12 protein-coding genes are annotated in these 15638 nt (G+C 57.6%); 5 read left to right on the top strand and 7 right to left on the bottom strand.

Annotation, left to right across the window (positions count from 1 at the left end; genetic code table 11):
* Positions 1 to 39: 39 nt before the first annotated feature.
* Entirely contained in the window at positions 40 to 1155 is a 1116-nt protein-coding gene (locus QTO30_RS10425; RefSeq protein ID WP_340424082.1) for a pyridoxal phosphate-dependent aminotransferase, read from the bottom strand.
* Positions 1156 to 1232: 77 nt separating this feature from the next.
* Between QTO30_RS10425 and QTO30_RS10420 the strand changes: the two genes are divergently transcribed.
* The gene (locus tag QTO30_RS10420) at positions 1233 to 1394 is read left to right on the top strand and encodes a Tat pathway signal protein (protein ID WP_340424081.1); all 162 of its coding nucleotides are present in this window, start codon (positions 1233 to 1235) and stop codon (positions 1392 to 1394) included.
* Positions 1395 to 1443: 49 nt separating this feature from the next.
* Here the strand turns inward: QTO30_RS10420 and QTO30_RS10415 are convergent, their stop codons facing one another.
* On the bottom strand, positions 1444 to 4455 hold the full coding sequence (locus tag QTO30_RS10415; RefSeq protein ID WP_340424080.1) for a valine--tRNA ligase: 3012 nt from the start codon (positions 4453 to 4455) through the stop codon (positions 1444 to 1446).
* A gap of 151 nt (positions 4456 to 4606) precedes the next feature.
* Here QTO30_RS10415 and QTO30_RS10410 point away from each other — a divergent pair, with 151 nt between their 5' ends.
* Positions 4607 to 6193 carry a hypothetical protein gene (locus QTO30_RS10410; RefSeq protein ID WP_340424079.1) on the top strand — a complete coding sequence of 529 codons (1587 nt, stop codon included), beginning with the start codon at positions 4607 to 4609 and terminating at the stop codon, positions 6191 to 6193.
* A gap of 43 nt (positions 6194 to 6236) precedes the next feature.
* Here QTO30_RS10410 and QTO30_RS10405 read toward each other — a convergent pair whose 3' ends face one another.
* Positions 6237 to 6860 carry an HD domain-containing protein gene (locus QTO30_RS10405; RefSeq protein WP_340424078.1) on the bottom strand — a complete coding sequence of 208 codons (624 nt, stop codon included), beginning with the start codon at positions 6858 to 6860 and terminating at the stop codon, positions 6237 to 6239.
* Positions 6861 to 7055: 195 nt separating this feature from the next.
* Here QTO30_RS10405 and QTO30_RS10400 point away from each other — a divergent pair, with 195 nt between their 5' ends.
* Positions 7056 to 8123, top strand: a complete 1068-nt coding sequence (locus QTO30_RS10400; RefSeq protein WP_340424077.1) for a DUF2235 domain-containing protein — start codon at positions 7056 to 7058, stop codon at positions 8121 to 8123.
* Here QTO30_RS10400 and QTO30_RS10395 read toward each other — a convergent pair.
* Together QTO30_RS10395 and metF are read right to left on the bottom strand one after the other, a co-directional pair.
* The gene (locus QTO30_RS10395) at positions 8085 to 8570 is read right to left on the bottom strand and encodes a PaaI family thioesterase (protein WP_340424076.1); all 486 of its coding nucleotides are present in this window, start codon (positions 8568 to 8570) and stop codon (positions 8085 to 8087) included. The genes QTO30_RS10400 and QTO30_RS10395 overlap by 39 nt on opposite strands.
* An 18-nt stretch (positions 8571 to 8588) precedes the next feature.
* The gene (gene metF, locus QTO30_RS10390; protein WP_340424075.1) at positions 8589 to 9455 is read right to left on the bottom strand and encodes a methylenetetrahydrofolate reductase [NAD(P)H]; all 867 of its coding nucleotides are present in this window, start codon (positions 9453 to 9455) and stop codon (positions 8589 to 8591) included.
* Positions 9456 to 9548: 93 nt separating this feature from the next.
* On the opposite strand from metF, the gene QTO30_RS10385 reads away from it, so the two are divergent.
* Together QTO30_RS10385 and QTO30_RS10380 are read left to right on the top strand one after the other, a co-directional pair.
* Entirely contained in the window at positions 9549 to 10457 is a 909-nt protein-coding gene (locus QTO30_RS10385; RefSeq protein WP_340424074.1) for a LysR family transcriptional regulator, read from the top strand.
* A gap of 107 nt (positions 10458 to 10564) precedes the next feature.
* Positions 10565 to 11353, top strand: a complete 789-nt coding sequence (locus QTO30_RS10380) for an inositol monophosphatase family protein (RefSeq protein ID WP_340424073.1) — start codon at positions 10565 to 10567, stop codon at positions 11351 to 11353.
* Here the strand turns inward: QTO30_RS10380 and QTO30_RS10375 are convergent.
* Both QTO30_RS10375 and putA read right to left on the bottom strand, forming a co-directional pair.
* Positions 11350 to 12084 (bottom strand): rhomboid family intramembrane serine protease, encoded by a 735-nt coding sequence (locus QTO30_RS10375; RefSeq protein WP_340424072.1) that lies wholly within the window; start codon positions 12082 to 12084, stop codon positions 11350 to 11352. The genes QTO30_RS10380 and QTO30_RS10375 overlap by 4 nt on opposite strands.
* 31 nt (positions 12085 to 12115) lie before the next feature.
* Positions 12116 to 15589, bottom strand: a complete 3474-nt coding sequence (gene putA, locus QTO30_RS10370) for a bifunctional proline dehydrogenase/L-glutamate gamma-semialdehyde dehydrogenase PutA (protein WP_340424071.1) — start codon at positions 15587 to 15589, stop codon at positions 12116 to 12118.
* Positions 15590 to 15638: the final 49 nt, after the last annotated feature.

Genomic DNA, 15638 nt, shown 5'->3' with positions numbered 1-15638 from the left:
CTTTGCTTGGGTAGAAGACTAGCCAGACAAGAACAAAAATCACCCTAATTTTTCGTGCGCCTGCGTGAGCGCGCCGGGAAGCGCCTGTGCGAAGGCGTCAATTTGCTGTTCCGTCCCGCAACTGACCCGGATGCAACGATCCTGCGGCGTCACAAAAGGCATCCGCACAAATATGCCGTCCGCAACAAGCGCCGACAACACAGCACGCGCAAAATCGCCGCCCTGGCCACAGTCAATCGCGACAAAGTTTGTGGCAGACGGCAGCGGCGTGAGCCCGTTCTGCGTTGCGATCATGCCAATGCGCTGACGGGCTTTGTCCACTTCACTTTGGATGTGCTTCAGCCATGCGGTGTCCCGCAAGGCTGCAAGCGCACCGGCTTGACTAATTCGGCACATGCCGAAGTGGTTGCGGATCTTATTGAAACCGCTGATCACCTCGGCCGAACCAAGCGCATATCCTACACGCGCGCCTGCCATCCCATACGCCTTCGAGAACGTGCGCATGCGGATTACGTTGGGGGTTTCGGGATCGATCTTGGGTGCGGTGCCGTCCGGGGCCAGATCGATGTAAGCCTCGTCAAGGACCAGCATGCAACCTGTGGGCAGCCGATCAATCATGTCCTGTATGACGTTAGCGCTGTGCGAACTGCCCATCGGGTTGTCGGGGTTGGCGATGTAGATCAGCTTGGCACCAACTTCGGCGGCTTTCACAATCAGTGCGTCCGGATCTTCATGGTCATCCTTATAGGGAACGGTGTGCAGGATGCTGCCAAATCCTGCCACATGGTAGTTGAAGGTCGGGTAGGCCCCGGCTGAGGTGACAACCGTATCTCCCTTGTCCACGTAGAGGCGCACCAGGAGACCGAGCAACGTATCGATACCTTCACCCACCATGACGTTTTCGGGCGCAACACTGTGGTGTGCCGCAAGTGCCTGACGCAGGTCGTGGCTTTCGGGATCGGCGTACATCCAGACCTCTGATGCGGCCCGCTGCATGGCCGCGATGGCTTTGGGCGAGGGGCCAAAGGCGCTTTCGTTTGCGCCAAGGCGCGCCGCAAAGGGACGGCCCATCTGGCGTTCTTGTGTCTCTGGTCCGACGAAGGGAACGGAGGCGGACAGCGATTGGGCGAGGGCGGTCAGGGCTGGTTTTGTCATGGCGCCAGATAACCGGGTGCTTGAATTCGGCGCAACCGTTCATATATGAGAATCTTTCGCAAAAAGGAGCGGCCCCGATGAAGATCAGTCGACGCGGATTTTTGGTGAGTACAGGGGCCGCCCTTGCGGTGCGATCCGTGCCGCAGGTGGCGGGCAAAACCGGCGGGCGGCGGATTTTGACCTTGGTCTATGACAAAGCGCTAGGGATGATGCGCGCTGTTGAGCGTGTCGTGCCCTGACGGGTGACGCGCGTCTGCGACGACGCCCCACCCGCCATCCCTTAGGTGGTTAGCCGATCTCAGCCAAGCGCGCGATGGCGGCCTTGAGTTGGGCCTCTTCGTTTTCGCGCAGCGCGAGATTGGCTTTGGCTTCCGCCACGACTTCATCCGGGGCGGAGGCCACGAATTTGGGGTTGTTTAGACGTCCGCGCAAACCACCAAGCTCCTTGCCCAGTTTTTGCATCGTCTTTTCAAGCCGTGCGATTTCTTCACCCACGTTGATTAGATCGGCCAATGGGATGCCAAAGGTGCCGCCTACCATTGGGATCGTGACGCAGCCCTTTGGGAAATCATCGATATGTGACAGGCTCTCGATCCGAGCCAACCGTTGGATCAGTACATGGTTGTTGTCCCAAGCGGATTGCCCTTTCGTGTCCAGCCCCGTGACCAGCAGCGGTACTTTCGCACCCGCTGGTACATGCACCTGCGCGCGGGCGGAACGGACGTTGTCGATCAGATCGATGACCCAGTTCATTTCGCGATCCGCATCGGCATCCACCAGCTCAGCCGCCGTGTAGGTCGGCCAATCGGCGTGGACGAGCATCTTTTCGCGGCTGTCCGCCTGCTGCCACAGTTCTTCTGTTATGAATGGCATGATCGGGTGTAGCAGGATCAGGCATTGGTCCAAGACCCAGCGCAGCGTCTGTACCGTCTCGGCCTTCGCGTCCGCATCATCGCCCTGCAGGATGGGTTTGGAGAACTCCAGGTACCAGTCGCAGACCTTGCCCCATGTGAAGGCATAGAGCGCGTCGGCGGCATCATTGAAACGGTAGGCTTCCATCGCCGCATCCACCGTTTCACGGACCTTGCCGGTCTCGCCGATGATCCATTTGTTCAGCGTCTGGGTTGCCTCCGGTCGCGCTGCATCACCGGGGTAGGCGATTTGGTAGTGGTCGGCAAAGCTGAAGGCGTTCCAGAGCTTGGTGCCGAAGTTGCGATAGCCCTTGATCCGGTCTTCGCTGATTTTCAGCACACCGCCCAAAGCCGCCATCTGCGCATTTGAAAAGCGCAGTGCGTCGGCGCCATAGGCGTCGATCATATCCAGCGGATCGATCACATTGCCCTTGGTCTTGGACATCTTCTCGCCCTTCGCGTCGCGGACAAGTTGGTGCAGGTATACGGTATGGAAGGGTTCCTGGCCCAAGATCGCCTCTGACATCATCATCATGCGGGCGACCCAGAAGAACAGGATGTCCTGCCCGGTGACGAGGACGTCGCCGGGGAAGTACTTCATCGCCTCATCCTCTGCGGGCCAGCCGAGGGTGCCGAACGGCCAGAGGCCGGAGGAGAACCATGTGTCGAGGACGTCGGGGTCGCGCCAAACGTAGATTCCAACTCCCCCAAGGGCAGCCGTTTCGATCAAGTCATCTAAGGCCGTTTGTGCATCGGCAACTTCATAGATTTTCTTTGGACCGTAGTATTCGCTGATCTGCCGTTCGATTCCGGCGAGCGAAGATCCGCAAAATGCCTTTGGCTTGTCAAAGTCTGTTGGAAACCCTTTCTCGTTCAGGCTCGGCCCATACCAAACCGGAATCTGATGCCCCCACCACAGCTGGCGCGAGATGCACCAAGGCTCGATGTTCTCCAGCCAGTGGTAATACACCTTCTCGCCGCTTTCCGGCATGATCTTGGTGCGGCCTTCCTTGACCGCATCCAGCGCAGGGCCGACGATTTTGGCGGTGTCTACGAACCATTGGTCGGTCAGCATCGGTTCGATAACGACTTTGGAGCGGTCGCCGAAGGGCTGCATGATCTTTTTCGCTTCGACGTACGGGACGGTTGTTTCAACCTCTTCGCCTTCATCGTTCTTGACCATCTGCGTGGTCATCACCGCGTTGCCCTCCGCCGTGATGTCGGCAACGACACGCTTGCGTGCCTCGAACCGGTCCAGCCCGCGGTATGCATCCGGCACGAGGTTCATTGCCGCGATCATCGCCTCGTCAAAATCCTGTTCGCCATTGGCGATGGTCTGGGCGACCGCGGCCTCCTCCGCGTAAGGTTTCCCGTCGGCCCGCATCGCGCCTTTGGTGTCCATCAGGTTGTACATCGGGATGTTGCCGCGCTTGGCGACTTCATAGTCGTTGAAGTCATGCGCGCCGGTGATCTTCACAGCACCGGAGCCGAAATCAGGGTCGGGGTAGGGGTCCGTGATGATCGGGATCAGGCGGCGGTGCTCGTTGGGGCCGACAGGGATTTCGCAGAGCTTGCCAACGATGGGGGCATAGCGCGGATCATCCTTGTGGACGGCAACCGCGCCGTCACCGAGCATGGTTTCGGGGCGGGTCGTCGCGATAGAAATGTAATCCCGCGTCTCGCGCAGGGTGACGTTGCCGTCTTCATCTTTTTCGACGTATTCATAGGTTTCGCCACCAGCCAGCGGGTATTTGAAGTGCCACATGTGGCCGTCGACTTCGATATTCTCGACTTCGAGGTCAGAAATGGCGGTTTCAAAGTGCGGGTCCCAGTTGACCAAGCGCTTGCCGCGATAGATCAGGCCCTTGTTGTACATCTCAACAAAAACTTTCAGCACAGCATCGTGGAAGTTGCCGGGCTTTTCGGTCGCAGGCGCACTTTCGGCACCCGACATCGTAAAGGCCGAGCGGGACCAATCCATGCTGTCGCCCAGACGACGGGCTTGCTGTTCGATGGTGCCGCCTTTGGCGGCTTTCCATTCCCAGACCTTCCCCAGAAACGTCTCGCGTCCCATTTCGGTGCGCTTGGGCTGCTGGGTTTCGGCCAAGTCCTTTTCGACCATCAGTTGGGTGGCAATCCCCGCATGGTCCAGCCCCGGTTGCCAGAGCGTGTCATAGCCCTGCATCCGTTTCCAGCGGGTCAGCATGTCCATGATGGTGTGGTTAAAGGCGTGGCCGACGTGCAGGTGCCCTGTCACATTGGGGGGCGGCAACATAATGCAAAAGGTTTCATCACGCGAGGCATTGGCCCCGGCTTTGAACGCACCGGCCTGTTCCCACATCTCATAGATGCGTGGTTCTGCTTCGGCGGCGTTGAATGTCTTTTCCATGGCCTTTGGTCCGTCTGGCTGAAGGTTCCTGTGGGCAACCGCCTAGCAAAGCGGCTGGTAAAGGAAAAGCACTGATTGTGCGGTAGGACACAGATGGTTGTTGGCGGAGCGTCGTATTCTACCGTGGCGTGAATTTTCAGGAGATCATATTATGCGTATGCAGATGTTTATTGCCGCTGCGGTTTCGCTGGTTAGCACAACCGCAGCCATGGCGCAGTCAGACCCCAATAGTTTGCAAAAGATGATGCTGTTCCGCAGCATGGTGCAGGATGATCCGGCCTGTGCCGTTGATGTGACGGACGGTGTTGCCTCAATTGCGGGCGGTCTGAGCACTTCCGGCGCATCAAGCTGTCCGGATGCTTTCGCATGGATGCAATTTGGTACGGCCATTCAGGGTGAGTTCTGGGACTGGGCGATTGATACAACGGTCTGGCGGGGGTCGCCCCTGCCTTTGTGTTCAGCGACCGTGACCAGTGATTGCTGTGATCTCAATGCCGCGCCCGACCCGGCGAACCCGTCAACCCAGTGTCCGATTTTCCGTGCCGACTACGACCCAATTCCCGCATTGCCTGCCGTGCCCAACGGCGCACCATCAGGTGCCGTCGTCAATCACCGTGGCATTTTGCCTGCTGACCAGTCCGATCCTGGCCGACTGTTGCGTGATCTGGAACTTGAACTGGTGTTTCGCAACCGGCCCATGTTTGACTACATCTATCACAATGATCTCTACTCCAAAGAGGGCTTAGGCGCCCGCAACCGTGCGCAGAACGCAGCAATTTCGGCGGGCGATATCGGTGCGGCGCAACGCTGGACGGTGCGCTTTCCGGTTGATGCGGTCATGGTGAAAGCCGATTTCATTCATCAGGATATCATGCTGGATCAGGGGCTCATTGAGCTGATCCCGGATAGTCCACCCAACAACCCGGAGTACCCTTATCTGACCGTCAATCTGGATGGTGACGGCAGCCAAGGTACCGTGCCGGGCATGTATTACATGGTGGCGATGACCAATGCCTCCAAAGATATTCCGATCTGGCATTGGTACGCGATGGAGCATGTCGCCAACCTGGGCCGGTGTGACTACATCGGGTGCAACGACAGCTTTGGCTACGCGGTCAATGGCTCTGCCCAGCCGGGTGCTGATTTTGGCAGCACGTTCATTCCGCCGCACATTGTGCTGAACGATGACAAGACATCGGGCAACGATCCGCTGTTTAACAACGGGTTGGTCTATGACCCGGCTGACACGGGCGAGACGATCACACCGGCCCTGGCGGCCATGCTGGATGCGATGGGTGTCGGCACTGCGGCCAGCGACCCCGATCCAAACCAGATCACTGTGGATGATCCCGCCTGGCGGAACTACCGCCTGAAAGGGACGCAGACGACATTTACCCATGCAACTGGTGTGCCAAGCGGGATGGGTGCTACTGTGACAGAGGGTGGGTTTGTGAACTCCGCCTCCTGCACAACGTGTCATGCGCAAGCATCGGTTGACCAATACGGCAATTCGGGCATTCAGGGTGTGGGTGCGACATGGCGGCCGAACCTGCAAGGCTATGGTCAGGTAGCGATGGGCAGCCCGGATGCAGACTGGTTCTACAACTTTGGCAACTCATCGGTGAACGCGACTCAGATCGATTTTATCTGGGGTATTCTGCTGGCAAACTGTCAGCAGAGCGGCACCAACGGGCAATGCGCAAGCTACCCTGACGCGCCAACGATTGTCGCTTACTAGTAAACGCTCCGGCCCTGTATCGCAGGGCCGGGATGTACAACTGTCAAAGGCCCGGATTGAAGGTGTCCCGTATCATTGGGAAAAGGGGGCACCGGACGCCGGGCCTGATCACGTCAGGATCATAGGGTTTGCGGGCAAATACCTCTTCCACGCGGCCCGCAAAATGGGGCAAGGGCAGGGTATCATAGTCAGGGTCGAAGGAACTCTGATCCCACCGTTCGCAAAATGCTGCACAATCGTCAAAATAGGGGTGCCCCTTATAGGCGTCGCGTTTAAGCGGGTCTGCGCCGACGTGTTCGCCGTAATAGACCAGTTGGAAATCACCGTGCTTTTCCACAACCCATGTGACCTGCTCGCGCACGAAGGGACGCAGGATCGTGGCGGCGTATTCGTCATGATTATAAGGGGCATAGATGTCACCGATATCATGAAGCAGCGCGCCAACGATCCAATCGGTATCGGCCCCATCACGTTCAGCGCGGGTGGCCGATTGCAAAGAGTGACCAAGCCGCGTGACCTGATAGCCTGAAAGCCCTTCATCAAGGCTGACCATCGCATCCAAAAGGCGTTTGGCGGTGCCTTTGGTATATGCGACTTCGTGCTTGGTCAGGAAATCATAGTCCTCTTTGTCGCCGTCTTTCATTGCGGTGAATTTGACCTGATCCATGGCTGCGCTCCTGTTTGTCGTCCGCCGTTCCGCAACGTTACAGAGGTTTTGGAATGTGTCACGTGTCGAAATTGCACGTTAACTTGATCTGGGTAGACTGGGGGACTGACGCGGTTAGGCTGAAGGCCATGCGAGCGAGAGACAAGATGATGATATGCGTTAGCTTACAATCTGTCACCGGGCGAGGTGGATTGAATGCCGCTGCGTGACTGGTTCTTTGGCCTTTTTGGACGGCGCGCCCGGACCGAAGAAAGTGGGGTGCGTGGGCGCGGACCTGCGACACATGTGGTCATTCTTGACGGAACAATGTCGTCGTTGGCGCCGGGATGCGAAACCAATGCAGGTTTGACGTTCAAACTTCTCAATGAAGTAAGCAACTCGGCCAATCTGACGGTGCACTATGAAGCGGGAATTCAATGGCGGGATTGGTCAGGCACATGGGATGTTATGACCGGGAAAGGTATCAATAGGCAGATTGAGCGGGCCTATGGTGTGGTGGCAACGCGGTATCGGGTTGGGGATCAGATCATTCTGATCGGCTATTCGCGCGGGGCCTATGCGGTGCGGTCTTTGGCCGGTGTCATTGATATGGTTGGATTGGTGAAATCCGACTGCGCGACCGTCAGGATGATCCGTCAGGCCTATCGCCATTACAGGGCTGGTGCGCGCAGTCCGACGGCGCAGGCGTTTCGCGATCACTATTGTCACCCCGGTGTAGAGGTCGAGGCCGTTGCCGTCTGGGATACCGTCAAGGCATTGGGGCTGCGCCTGCCGATCATCTGGCGCTGGGCGCAAGCGCAACATGACTTTCACAACCACGCTTTGGGTAGCCACATCCGCAATGGCTTTCATGCGGTTGCAATTGATGAACGGCGCGCGGCCTATGCCCCTGTCATGTGGCAATGCCCGGTCGGGTGGAAAGGGAATATGGAACAGGTGTGGTTTCGTGGCAATCACGGGGATGTCGGCGGGCAGGTTTGGCAGCACCCCGAGGCGCGGCCTTTGGCAAATATACCCTTGGTCTGGATGCTGGACCGCCTTTCTGCCTGCGGCGTGCCCTTGCCCGATGATTGGCGCAGCCGTTTTCCGCAGGATGTCACCGCACCCTCGATTGGGAACTGGCGGGGCTGGGCGAAAATCTTTCTGTCTCGCCGTAAGCGCGTTGTGGGTAAGTGCCGCTCGGAAAGCCTGCACGAAAGCATCGGCGGTGAGGTGCCCGAAACCTCAGTCGCCCCGCAGCTTCATAATCAGACAAGTGGCTGACCCAGTGGCATAAAGCTTGTTGGTCACCACATCACGTATCTCGCCCTGTGCCACGCCGGTGGTGCGGCCTGCATGATTGATCGTGCCGATGGCGCGAATTTCACACCCCAGCGGGATCGCGCCAACCATGTTCACCTTGTATTCAAGCGTCGTATAAACTGACCCTTTGGGCGTAACGGTCATAACGGCGCAGGACATACAGGAATCCAGCAAAGTGCCGTACCAGCCGCCATGCACGCCACCAGCCGGATTGGTGTGCTGAAATTCTGGTGTGCCGCGAAAGACGACTTCTCCTGCCTCCACCTTCTCAACACTGTAGTTCATCAGGGCCGATATTGGAGGGCGCGAGATTGTCCCGTCGCGCATCGCTTGCATGAACTCCAGACCCGACATCGAAAGCGTGGTTTCAAGGTCAGGCATTTGGTCGGGGGAGGTGGCTGTGAACATGAGGCCAAAGCTGGCCTCTTATGCCACGTTTTGCAACCGGACTTTCGGTGTGACGCCAAGGGCGTGACAGACATCGCGTGTCAGTTCGGGGCGGTTAAGTGTATAGAAATGCAACTGCTCGACCCCGCCTTGCAGCAGATCATCGCAAAGCTCGGTTGCGATCGCGGTGGCAAGCAGTTCGGTTGTGCCGTCACGCATTGCGTTTTCGAAGGCATCCTGCACCACCTGCGGAATGTGTGTGCCACATTGCTGCGCAAAGCGCTGCGTGCCGCCCCAGTTCTCAATCGGCAAAATGCCGGGAATAATGGGCGCATCAATGCCCTCTTTTATACAGGCATCGCGGAAGCGGAAGAATGTTTCAGCCTCAAAAAAGAACTGTGTGATGGCAGATGTGGCCCCAGCGTCAATCTTGCGCTTGAGATAGGCGATATCGGCGGCCTGATCTGTCGCTTCGGGGTGCTTTTCGGGGTAGGCACCTACGCGAATGTTGAACGCATCAAGGCTGGCCAACGCTTCGATCAAGGCCACTGAACTATCGAAGCCTTGGGGATGTGCGACAAATGCGTGGGACCCTTTGGGTGCATCGCCACGCAGCGCGACCACTTCGCTTACGCCAGCGTCGATGTAGCTTTGTGCGATCTCTAATGTCTCGGCTTTGGTTGCGTTCACGCAAGTCAGGTGTGCCGCGACATTCAATCCTGTGGCCTTGTGAAGGGTTGTCACGGCCTCATGGGTCAATTGCCGTGTTGTGCCGCCCGCGCCATAGGTGACGGATACAAAATTCGGATCCAGCGGGGCCAGTGTGTTGACACAATCCCACAGCCGAAATGAGCCCTCCAACGACTTGGGCGGAAAGAACTCGAATGAGACGGTCGGAATGGTCATCAGTGTACCTCTTGCTTGCGCCGTCCTTTTCACACGGCTATGAAGTTGAGGCAAATTCATAAACTTCACTATGGTAATGAAGCGCGCTCACATATGCATATTGAGTTTCGACATCTGCGCACGATCAAGGCGATCCACGACACCGGCGGGCTGGCCCGTGCCGCTGACCAGTTGCACATCACGCAATCGGCCCTGTCCCACCAGATCAAGGGCATCGAAGATCAAGCTGGGGTGGAACTGTTTGTTCGGCGCTCAAAACCGTTGAAATTGTCGGCGGCGGGGATGAAGATGCTGGCAGCGGCAGAGCGGATTTTGCCGCAGGTTGCGGCGCTTGAGGCGGAGTTTTCAGGATTGGTTGCCGGAAGCGCCGGACGTTTGCACATCGCGATCGAATGCCATGCCTGTTTCGAATGGCTTTTCCCGGTGTTGGAGCAGTTCCGCAAGGCATGGCCAGAGGTGGATGTCGATATCCGCCCCGGGTTGGCTTTCGATGCGCTACCGGCATTGCGCAAGGAAGAGGTCGATTTGGTCATATCGTCTGATCCGGAAGAACTGCCAGAGACAGATTTCACGCCGCTATTCGACTATGAACCCGTCTTTGTTGCTGCAGCGACCCATCCATTGGCGCAAAAGGCGGTCATCGAAGCAGAGGATTTTCGCGGAGAAACATTGATCACCTATCCCGTGGACCGTGCGCGCCTTGATATCTTTTCGCAACTGCTGACACCTGCAAAGGTGGAACCGGCCACGGTACGGCAGGTGGAATTGACGGCTGTGATCTTGCTTTTGGTGGCCTCAAATCGTGGTGTTGCCGTACTGCCTGACTGGGTGGTCCGACAAGTGCGTTACAATTCTGATTACGTGACACGGCCGCTGACGAAAGCAGGGATTACCCGCAGGCTCTTTGCGGCCACCCGCCAAGAAGACACTAGTCGCCCTTACATGGCGCATCTCATCCGTCTGGCCCGGCAGGAGGCGGTAAAGCTGCGACGCGCCGTGTAAGGCACACCTATATGTTTCTGTCTGCCGTGAAGCGCTGTCTTGCCCCTTGTGACGCGTACAACTTGGGCCTATACGCCGCGCTTAATCCCCAACCAAGGACCAAGCAGATGGCTGGCAGTGCAAACCTGAACGTAATGATGAAAACCGCCCGCAAGGCGGGGCGTGGTTTGCTGAAAGATTTTGGCGAGGTTGAAAACCTGCAAGTCAGCGCCAAGGGCCCCGGTGACTTTGTCAGCCGCGCCGACAAAACCGCCGAGGCGTTGATCAAAGAAGAACTGATGCATGCGCGCCCGACCTATGGGTTTCTTGGTGAAGAAGGAAAAGAGATTGAAGGCGACGATCCAACGCGCCGCTGGATCGTTGACCCGCTGGATGGGACGACGAATTTTTTGCACGGGCTACCCCATTGGGCCGTTTCAATCGCGCTGGAACATAAGGGTCAGATCGTCGCCGGCGTGATCTATGATCCGGTCAAGGATGAGATGTTCTACGCTGAAAAAGGCGCTGGCGCCTGGATGAACGAAAGCCGCATGCGTGTCTCCGGCCGCCACCGCATGATTGAAAGCATTTTCGCGACGGGGATGCCTTTTGGTGGGCGAGCTGATCTACCGGAATCGCTTCAGGATCTTGCCCGCTTGATGCCAACTTGCGCCGGTGTGCGCCGTTATGGCGCTGCCGCGCTTGACCTCGCCTATGTGGCCGCAGGCCGCTACGATGGCTTTTGGGAACGCAATCTGCATGCATGGGATATCGCAGCCGGTATCGTGATCGTCCGCGAAGCGGGCGGTATTATGGAGCCACTGCACCCTGACGGTGACATCCTTGCCGATGGTCATTTGATTTGCGCGAACGAACCGATCTTTGAGACCTTCGCCAAGGTCATTCGCCAATCCTAACGCCGCACGGTGGGAATGTTGCTGCGCCCGTAAGTCGCCTCTGGGTGCGGGGGGTGTCCGTGTGTTTGTCGCCAGAATAATCCACCACCCAGTTTGAACCAAAGCGGTAAGGTCAGGATCAATCCGATCACAAACCCACCTGCGTGCGCCCAATAGGCCACGCCGCCGCCCGAGGTATCAATGCTGACTCCGTTGAAAAGCTGCAATGCGAACCACAGGCCCAACATGACCCATGCAGGGATCGGAAAAATACGAAAGAACACGATGAAGAAGATGAAGATATCAACCCGCGCTTTGGGAAAAAGCAACAGATAGCCCCCCATGACACCGGCAATTGCGCCAGAGGCCCCCACGGTTGGGATGTTGGACAACGGATCGACCACGAATTGCGCCAATGACGCGCCGATCCCGCAGGCAAGATAGAAAATCAGGAAGGGGATATGCCCCATCTCGTCTTCCAGATTGTCGCCGAAAATCCACAAAAACAGCATATTGCCTGCCAGATGCATAAATCCGCCATGCAGAAATATCGATGTCACAAGTGATGCGTAATTTTCGCCATTCGACAGGCGGACCGGTAAAAGCGCGTAGTCGTAGTAGAGTTGTGACAAAGAGCGTTGGTCCTGAAACAGCACCAGCCCTGTTAGAAAGACCGCCACATTGATGGCGATCAAGGCGATTGTCACATAAGGGACGCGTTCAGACGGGTTGTGGTCGCGGATTGGAAACATGCCGCGACCGTCCCTGAACCTGCGCTGGCGGTCAAGTCAAAGCTGGACCTGCAACCTCTGCCAGCAATGCTGCGTTGCCACCTGCTGCCGTTGTGTCAATGCAGACATGGCGTTCATGCAGGACATTGGCGGTATCAGGCATGCCGGTGATCAATGCGGTGATTGGGCCAGCACGTTGGCTAAGCGCAAGTTCAATCGCGCGCCCGCTGTCGACATCGCCCCACCAGAACACACCCCCAAGCGGCCCCATTTCGATCAATTTATCAGGGTCAAGGTCTCCGGCGGTGCTGACCGCAATACCCCCCAGCGCTGTCACCGCCGTCATCTGATCTTGTGCCGCTTTCGCGCCGGGACCCATACACAAGATTGGACCGCGCGGGTGGGTGCTATGGCGGTTTGACTCTCCGGTCGGACCGGGCAGGTCGTTGGGCGTTGTGATGGTCGGTTCTGTGGCTTCGGCCAGTTGGGTTTTAAGCGATTTGAAATCTGCCGCTCCTGCCCAAAACCCATCCGCCTGCGGTGCGGGCCGGGCGGCAAAGCGGGGCAGGTAATGTGGGCCACCAGCCTTAGGCCCGGTCCCTGACAGACCTTCGCCGCCAAAGGGCTGGCTGCCAACGACCGCGCCAATCTGGTCGCGGTTGACGTAGATATTGCCTACCTGCACCTTTTCGATAATCGTCTGGACGCGGTCATCAATGCGGGTGTGTAGCCCGAATGTCAGGCCATATCCGGTTGCGTTGATGGTGTCGATCACATCGTCAAGATCGGAGGCTTTGAATGTCACGACATGTAGAACCGGGCCGAAGATCTCTTTTGTCATTTCGGCAATGCCGGAAACCCAAATGGCCGTGGGCGCAATGAAATTACCGGAGGATGGCGCGGCAATCTGATGGATGATCCGGCCTTCTGCCCGCGCGGTTTCAATGTGATCTGCGATGCCTTGATGCGCCGCGGCATCAATGACTGGTCCGACGTCCGTAGACAGATGCCAAGGATCACCCACATGCATCTCATCCATCGCTCCTTTGAGCATGGTCAACAGGCCGTCTGCGATGTCTTCTTGCACATAGAGGCAGCGCAGGGCTGAGCATCGTTGTCCTGCGGACCGGAACGCACCGTTGACGATATCCCGCACGGCGTGTTCAGGCAGGGCAGTACTGTCGACGATCATTGCGTTCAAGCCACCGGTTTCGGCGATCAATGGTGTGCCGGGTGCGCAATGGGGGGCCATGTTACTGCGGATTTTGAGGGCCGTTGCGGTGGACCCGGTAAAGGCCACCCCATTGATCCGAGGATCTGCCGTCAGTGAGGCACCAACATCGCCGCTACCTGGCAGTAATTGCAACGCGTTAGTCGGAACGCCTGCAGCGTGCAAGAGTGCGACCGCGCGTGTCGCGATCAAAGGCGTCTGTTCTGCTGGCTTGGCAAGGACCGCATTGCCCGCAGCCAGTGCAGCGGCGATCTGGCCCGTAAAAATAGCTAGGGGGAAATTCCAAGGGCTGATGCATGTCCAGATGCCGCGTGCTTGCGTGCCAGGATCTGCCTGCGATGCATAGTAACGTAGAAAATCCACAGCTTCACGCAGCTCAGCAACGGCATCGGGCAGACCCTTGCCTGCTTCGCGGGTCAAAATCGCAAACAGCTCAGCTGCGTGGGCCTCATAGGCGTCGGCAGCGGCATTGAGGACTGTACTTCGGGTTTTGACATCAGCTGCCCAGTGGGTGGCAGTATCGAGTGCAGTGGCTATGTCCTGTTCAGATGCATTTTGGACCATCCCAACCGTGTCGTCAGGTGTTGCCGGGTTGGTTACCGGCAGCGCGTCTTGCAACGGTTCGCGCGGATAGACGTGATCTGCGGATGTGAGCGGGTGCCCGACAAACGACGCCTGCAAGTACGGCGTGCGCCCCTTGTTGATTGCCGCCAATGTTGGCGCATGCGTCAGGTCCCATCCACGCGAGTTCACGCGCTCTGGCAGGAACAGGTTCGGGCCAGTTTGCAGATCTGGGCCTTGGCCGATGGCTTCGAATGGGCAGGCGGCCACGACGGTGGGTGGCACATCCTCGTCCACAATCTGATTGACGAAGCTGGAGTTCGCGCCGTTTTCCAACAACCTGCGTACCAGATAAGCGAGCAGGTCTTCATGCGCGCCGACGGGGGCGTAAATCCGGCAGCGTGTGTTCTGCGCTTGCAACACGATGGTATGCAACGTCTCGCCCATCCCATGCAGACGCTGAAATTCGTAGTCATCTGCGCCACGACCCATCTGATCAGCAATGTCGAGAACCGCAGCAACGGTATGTGCGTTGTGGGTGGCAAATTGTGGATAAATACGATCAGTCATCCCAAGCAGTTTGCGTGCATTACTGATATAGCTGATATCGGTGTGTTGCTTTGCGGTGAACACCGGGAAACCGTCAATGCCTTCAACTTGCGCGCGCTTGATTTCGGCATCCCAATAAGCGCCTTTCACAAGGCGGATCATGATCTTGCGATCCAGGCGGGTGGCCATGTCGTGCAAGCAATCAATGACCAGTGGTGCGCGCTGGCCATAGGCCTGTACAACCACGCCAAAGCCGTCCCATCCGGCAAGGGCGGGTTCGGATAGCACCGCGCCGATGACATCAAGAGAAAGCGAGAGGCGATCAGCCTCTTCTGCATCGATGTTGAACCCCATGCTTGCCGATTTGGCGAGCATTGCGAGCGCGCGAACACGCGGCACCAGTTCCTGCATCACCCGGGCCTCTTGTGCGACCTCATAGCGGGGATGCAGTGCGGATAGTTTGACAGATATACCGGGGTTTTCGGCCACGCTATCATGGGTGCAGTGTTCAGCAATCGCGCTGATCGCCCGAGAGTAGGCGAGGTGATACCCTTTGGCGTCAGCATCCGTGCGTGCCGCCTCACCCAGCATGTCGTAGCTGTAGGTGAAACCCTTGGCCTGCATTCCTTCGGCGCGCTTCATGGCCTTGCCGATATCTTCTCCCAATACAAACTGACGGCCCATTTCACGCATCGCGCGGGCCACGGCGGTGCGGATTACCGGCTCACCAAGCCGTTTCACTGCGCTGCGCAAATGGCCTGTCAGACCTTGTTGATCGTCATCCAATACGCGACCAGTCAGCATCAATGCCCATGTCGAGGCATTCACCAATGACGATGCAGAATGTCCCAGATGCTTGCCCCAATCAGATGGTGCGATCTTATCTTCGATCAATTCATCCATTGTCTCGGCATCTGGCACACGCAAGAGCGCCTCTGCCAGACACATCAGCGCAATGCCTTCATCTGTAGACAAGCCGTATTCAGCTAGAAAAACCTCCATCAGGCCAGGATCTGAGCTGTTGCGGATCTGCGTGACAAGGCTGGCCGCGCTGTGCAAGATGCGAGCCCGGTCCGCCTCTGTCAGCTTGGTTGAAACGACGAGGGCATCTACCGCATCGGCTTCGTCCATGTACATGAACTGATCAATCTGATGACGTAAATCTGGGCTATGATCACGGGGCATGGCGCGGTACTCCAATAACTCAGCCTATCATAGCTGAATTGAAGTAGGC

Origin of the sequence: Yoonia sp. GPGPB17 (assembly GCF_037892195.1) — a bacterium.
In the GTDB taxonomy this organism is placed as follows: Bacteria; Pseudomonadota; Alphaproteobacteria; order Rhodobacterales; family Rhodobacteraceae; genus Yoonia.
This window is presented reverse-complemented; position numbering and strand designations above follow the sequence as displayed.

Bases quoted from the DNA above. Each gene is read 5' to 3' on its own strand.
- QTO30_RS10425 (WP_340424082.1), bottom strand. From the start codon at position 1,155: ATGACAAAACCAGCCCTGACCGCCCTCGCCCAATCGCTGTCCGCCTCC.
- QTO30_RS10420 (WP_340424081.1), top strand. From the start codon at position 1,233: ATGAAGATCAGTCGACGCGGATTTTTGGTGAGTACAGGGGCCGCCCTT.
- QTO30_RS10415 (WP_340424080.1), bottom strand. From the start codon at position 4,455: ATGGAAAAGACATTCAACGCCGCCGAAGCAGAACCACGCATCTATGAG.
- QTO30_RS10410 (WP_340424079.1), top strand. From the start codon at position 4,607: ATGCGTATGCAGATGTTTATTGCCGCTGCGGTTTCGCTGGTTAGCACA.
- QTO30_RS10405 (WP_340424078.1), bottom strand. From the start codon at position 6,860: ATGGATCAGGTCAAATTCACCGCAATGAAAGACGGCGACAAAGAGGAC.
- QTO30_RS10400 (WP_340424077.1), top strand. From the start codon at position 7,056: ATGCCGCTGCGTGACTGGTTCTTTGGCCTTTTTGGACGGCGCGCCCGG.
- QTO30_RS10395 (WP_340424076.1), bottom strand. From the start codon at position 8,570: ATGTTCACAGCCACCTCCCCCGACCAAATGCCTGACCTTGAAACCACG.
- metF (WP_340424075.1), bottom strand. From the start codon at position 9,455: ATGACCATTCCGACCGTCTCATTCGAGTTCTTTCCGCCCAAGTCGTTG.
- QTO30_RS10385 (WP_340424074.1), top strand. From the start codon at position 9,549: ATGCATATTGAGTTTCGACATCTGCGCACGATCAAGGCGATCCACGAC.
- QTO30_RS10380 (WP_340424073.1), top strand. From the start codon at position 10,565: ATGGCTGGCAGTGCAAACCTGAACGTAATGATGAAAACCGCCCGCAAG.
- QTO30_RS10375 (WP_340424072.1), bottom strand. From the start codon at position 12,084: ATGTTTCCAATCCGCGACCACAACCCGTCTGAACGCGTCCCTTATGTG.
- putA (WP_340424071.1), bottom strand. From the start codon at position 15,589: ATGCCCCGTGATCATAGCCCAGATTTACGTCATCAGATTGATCAGTTC.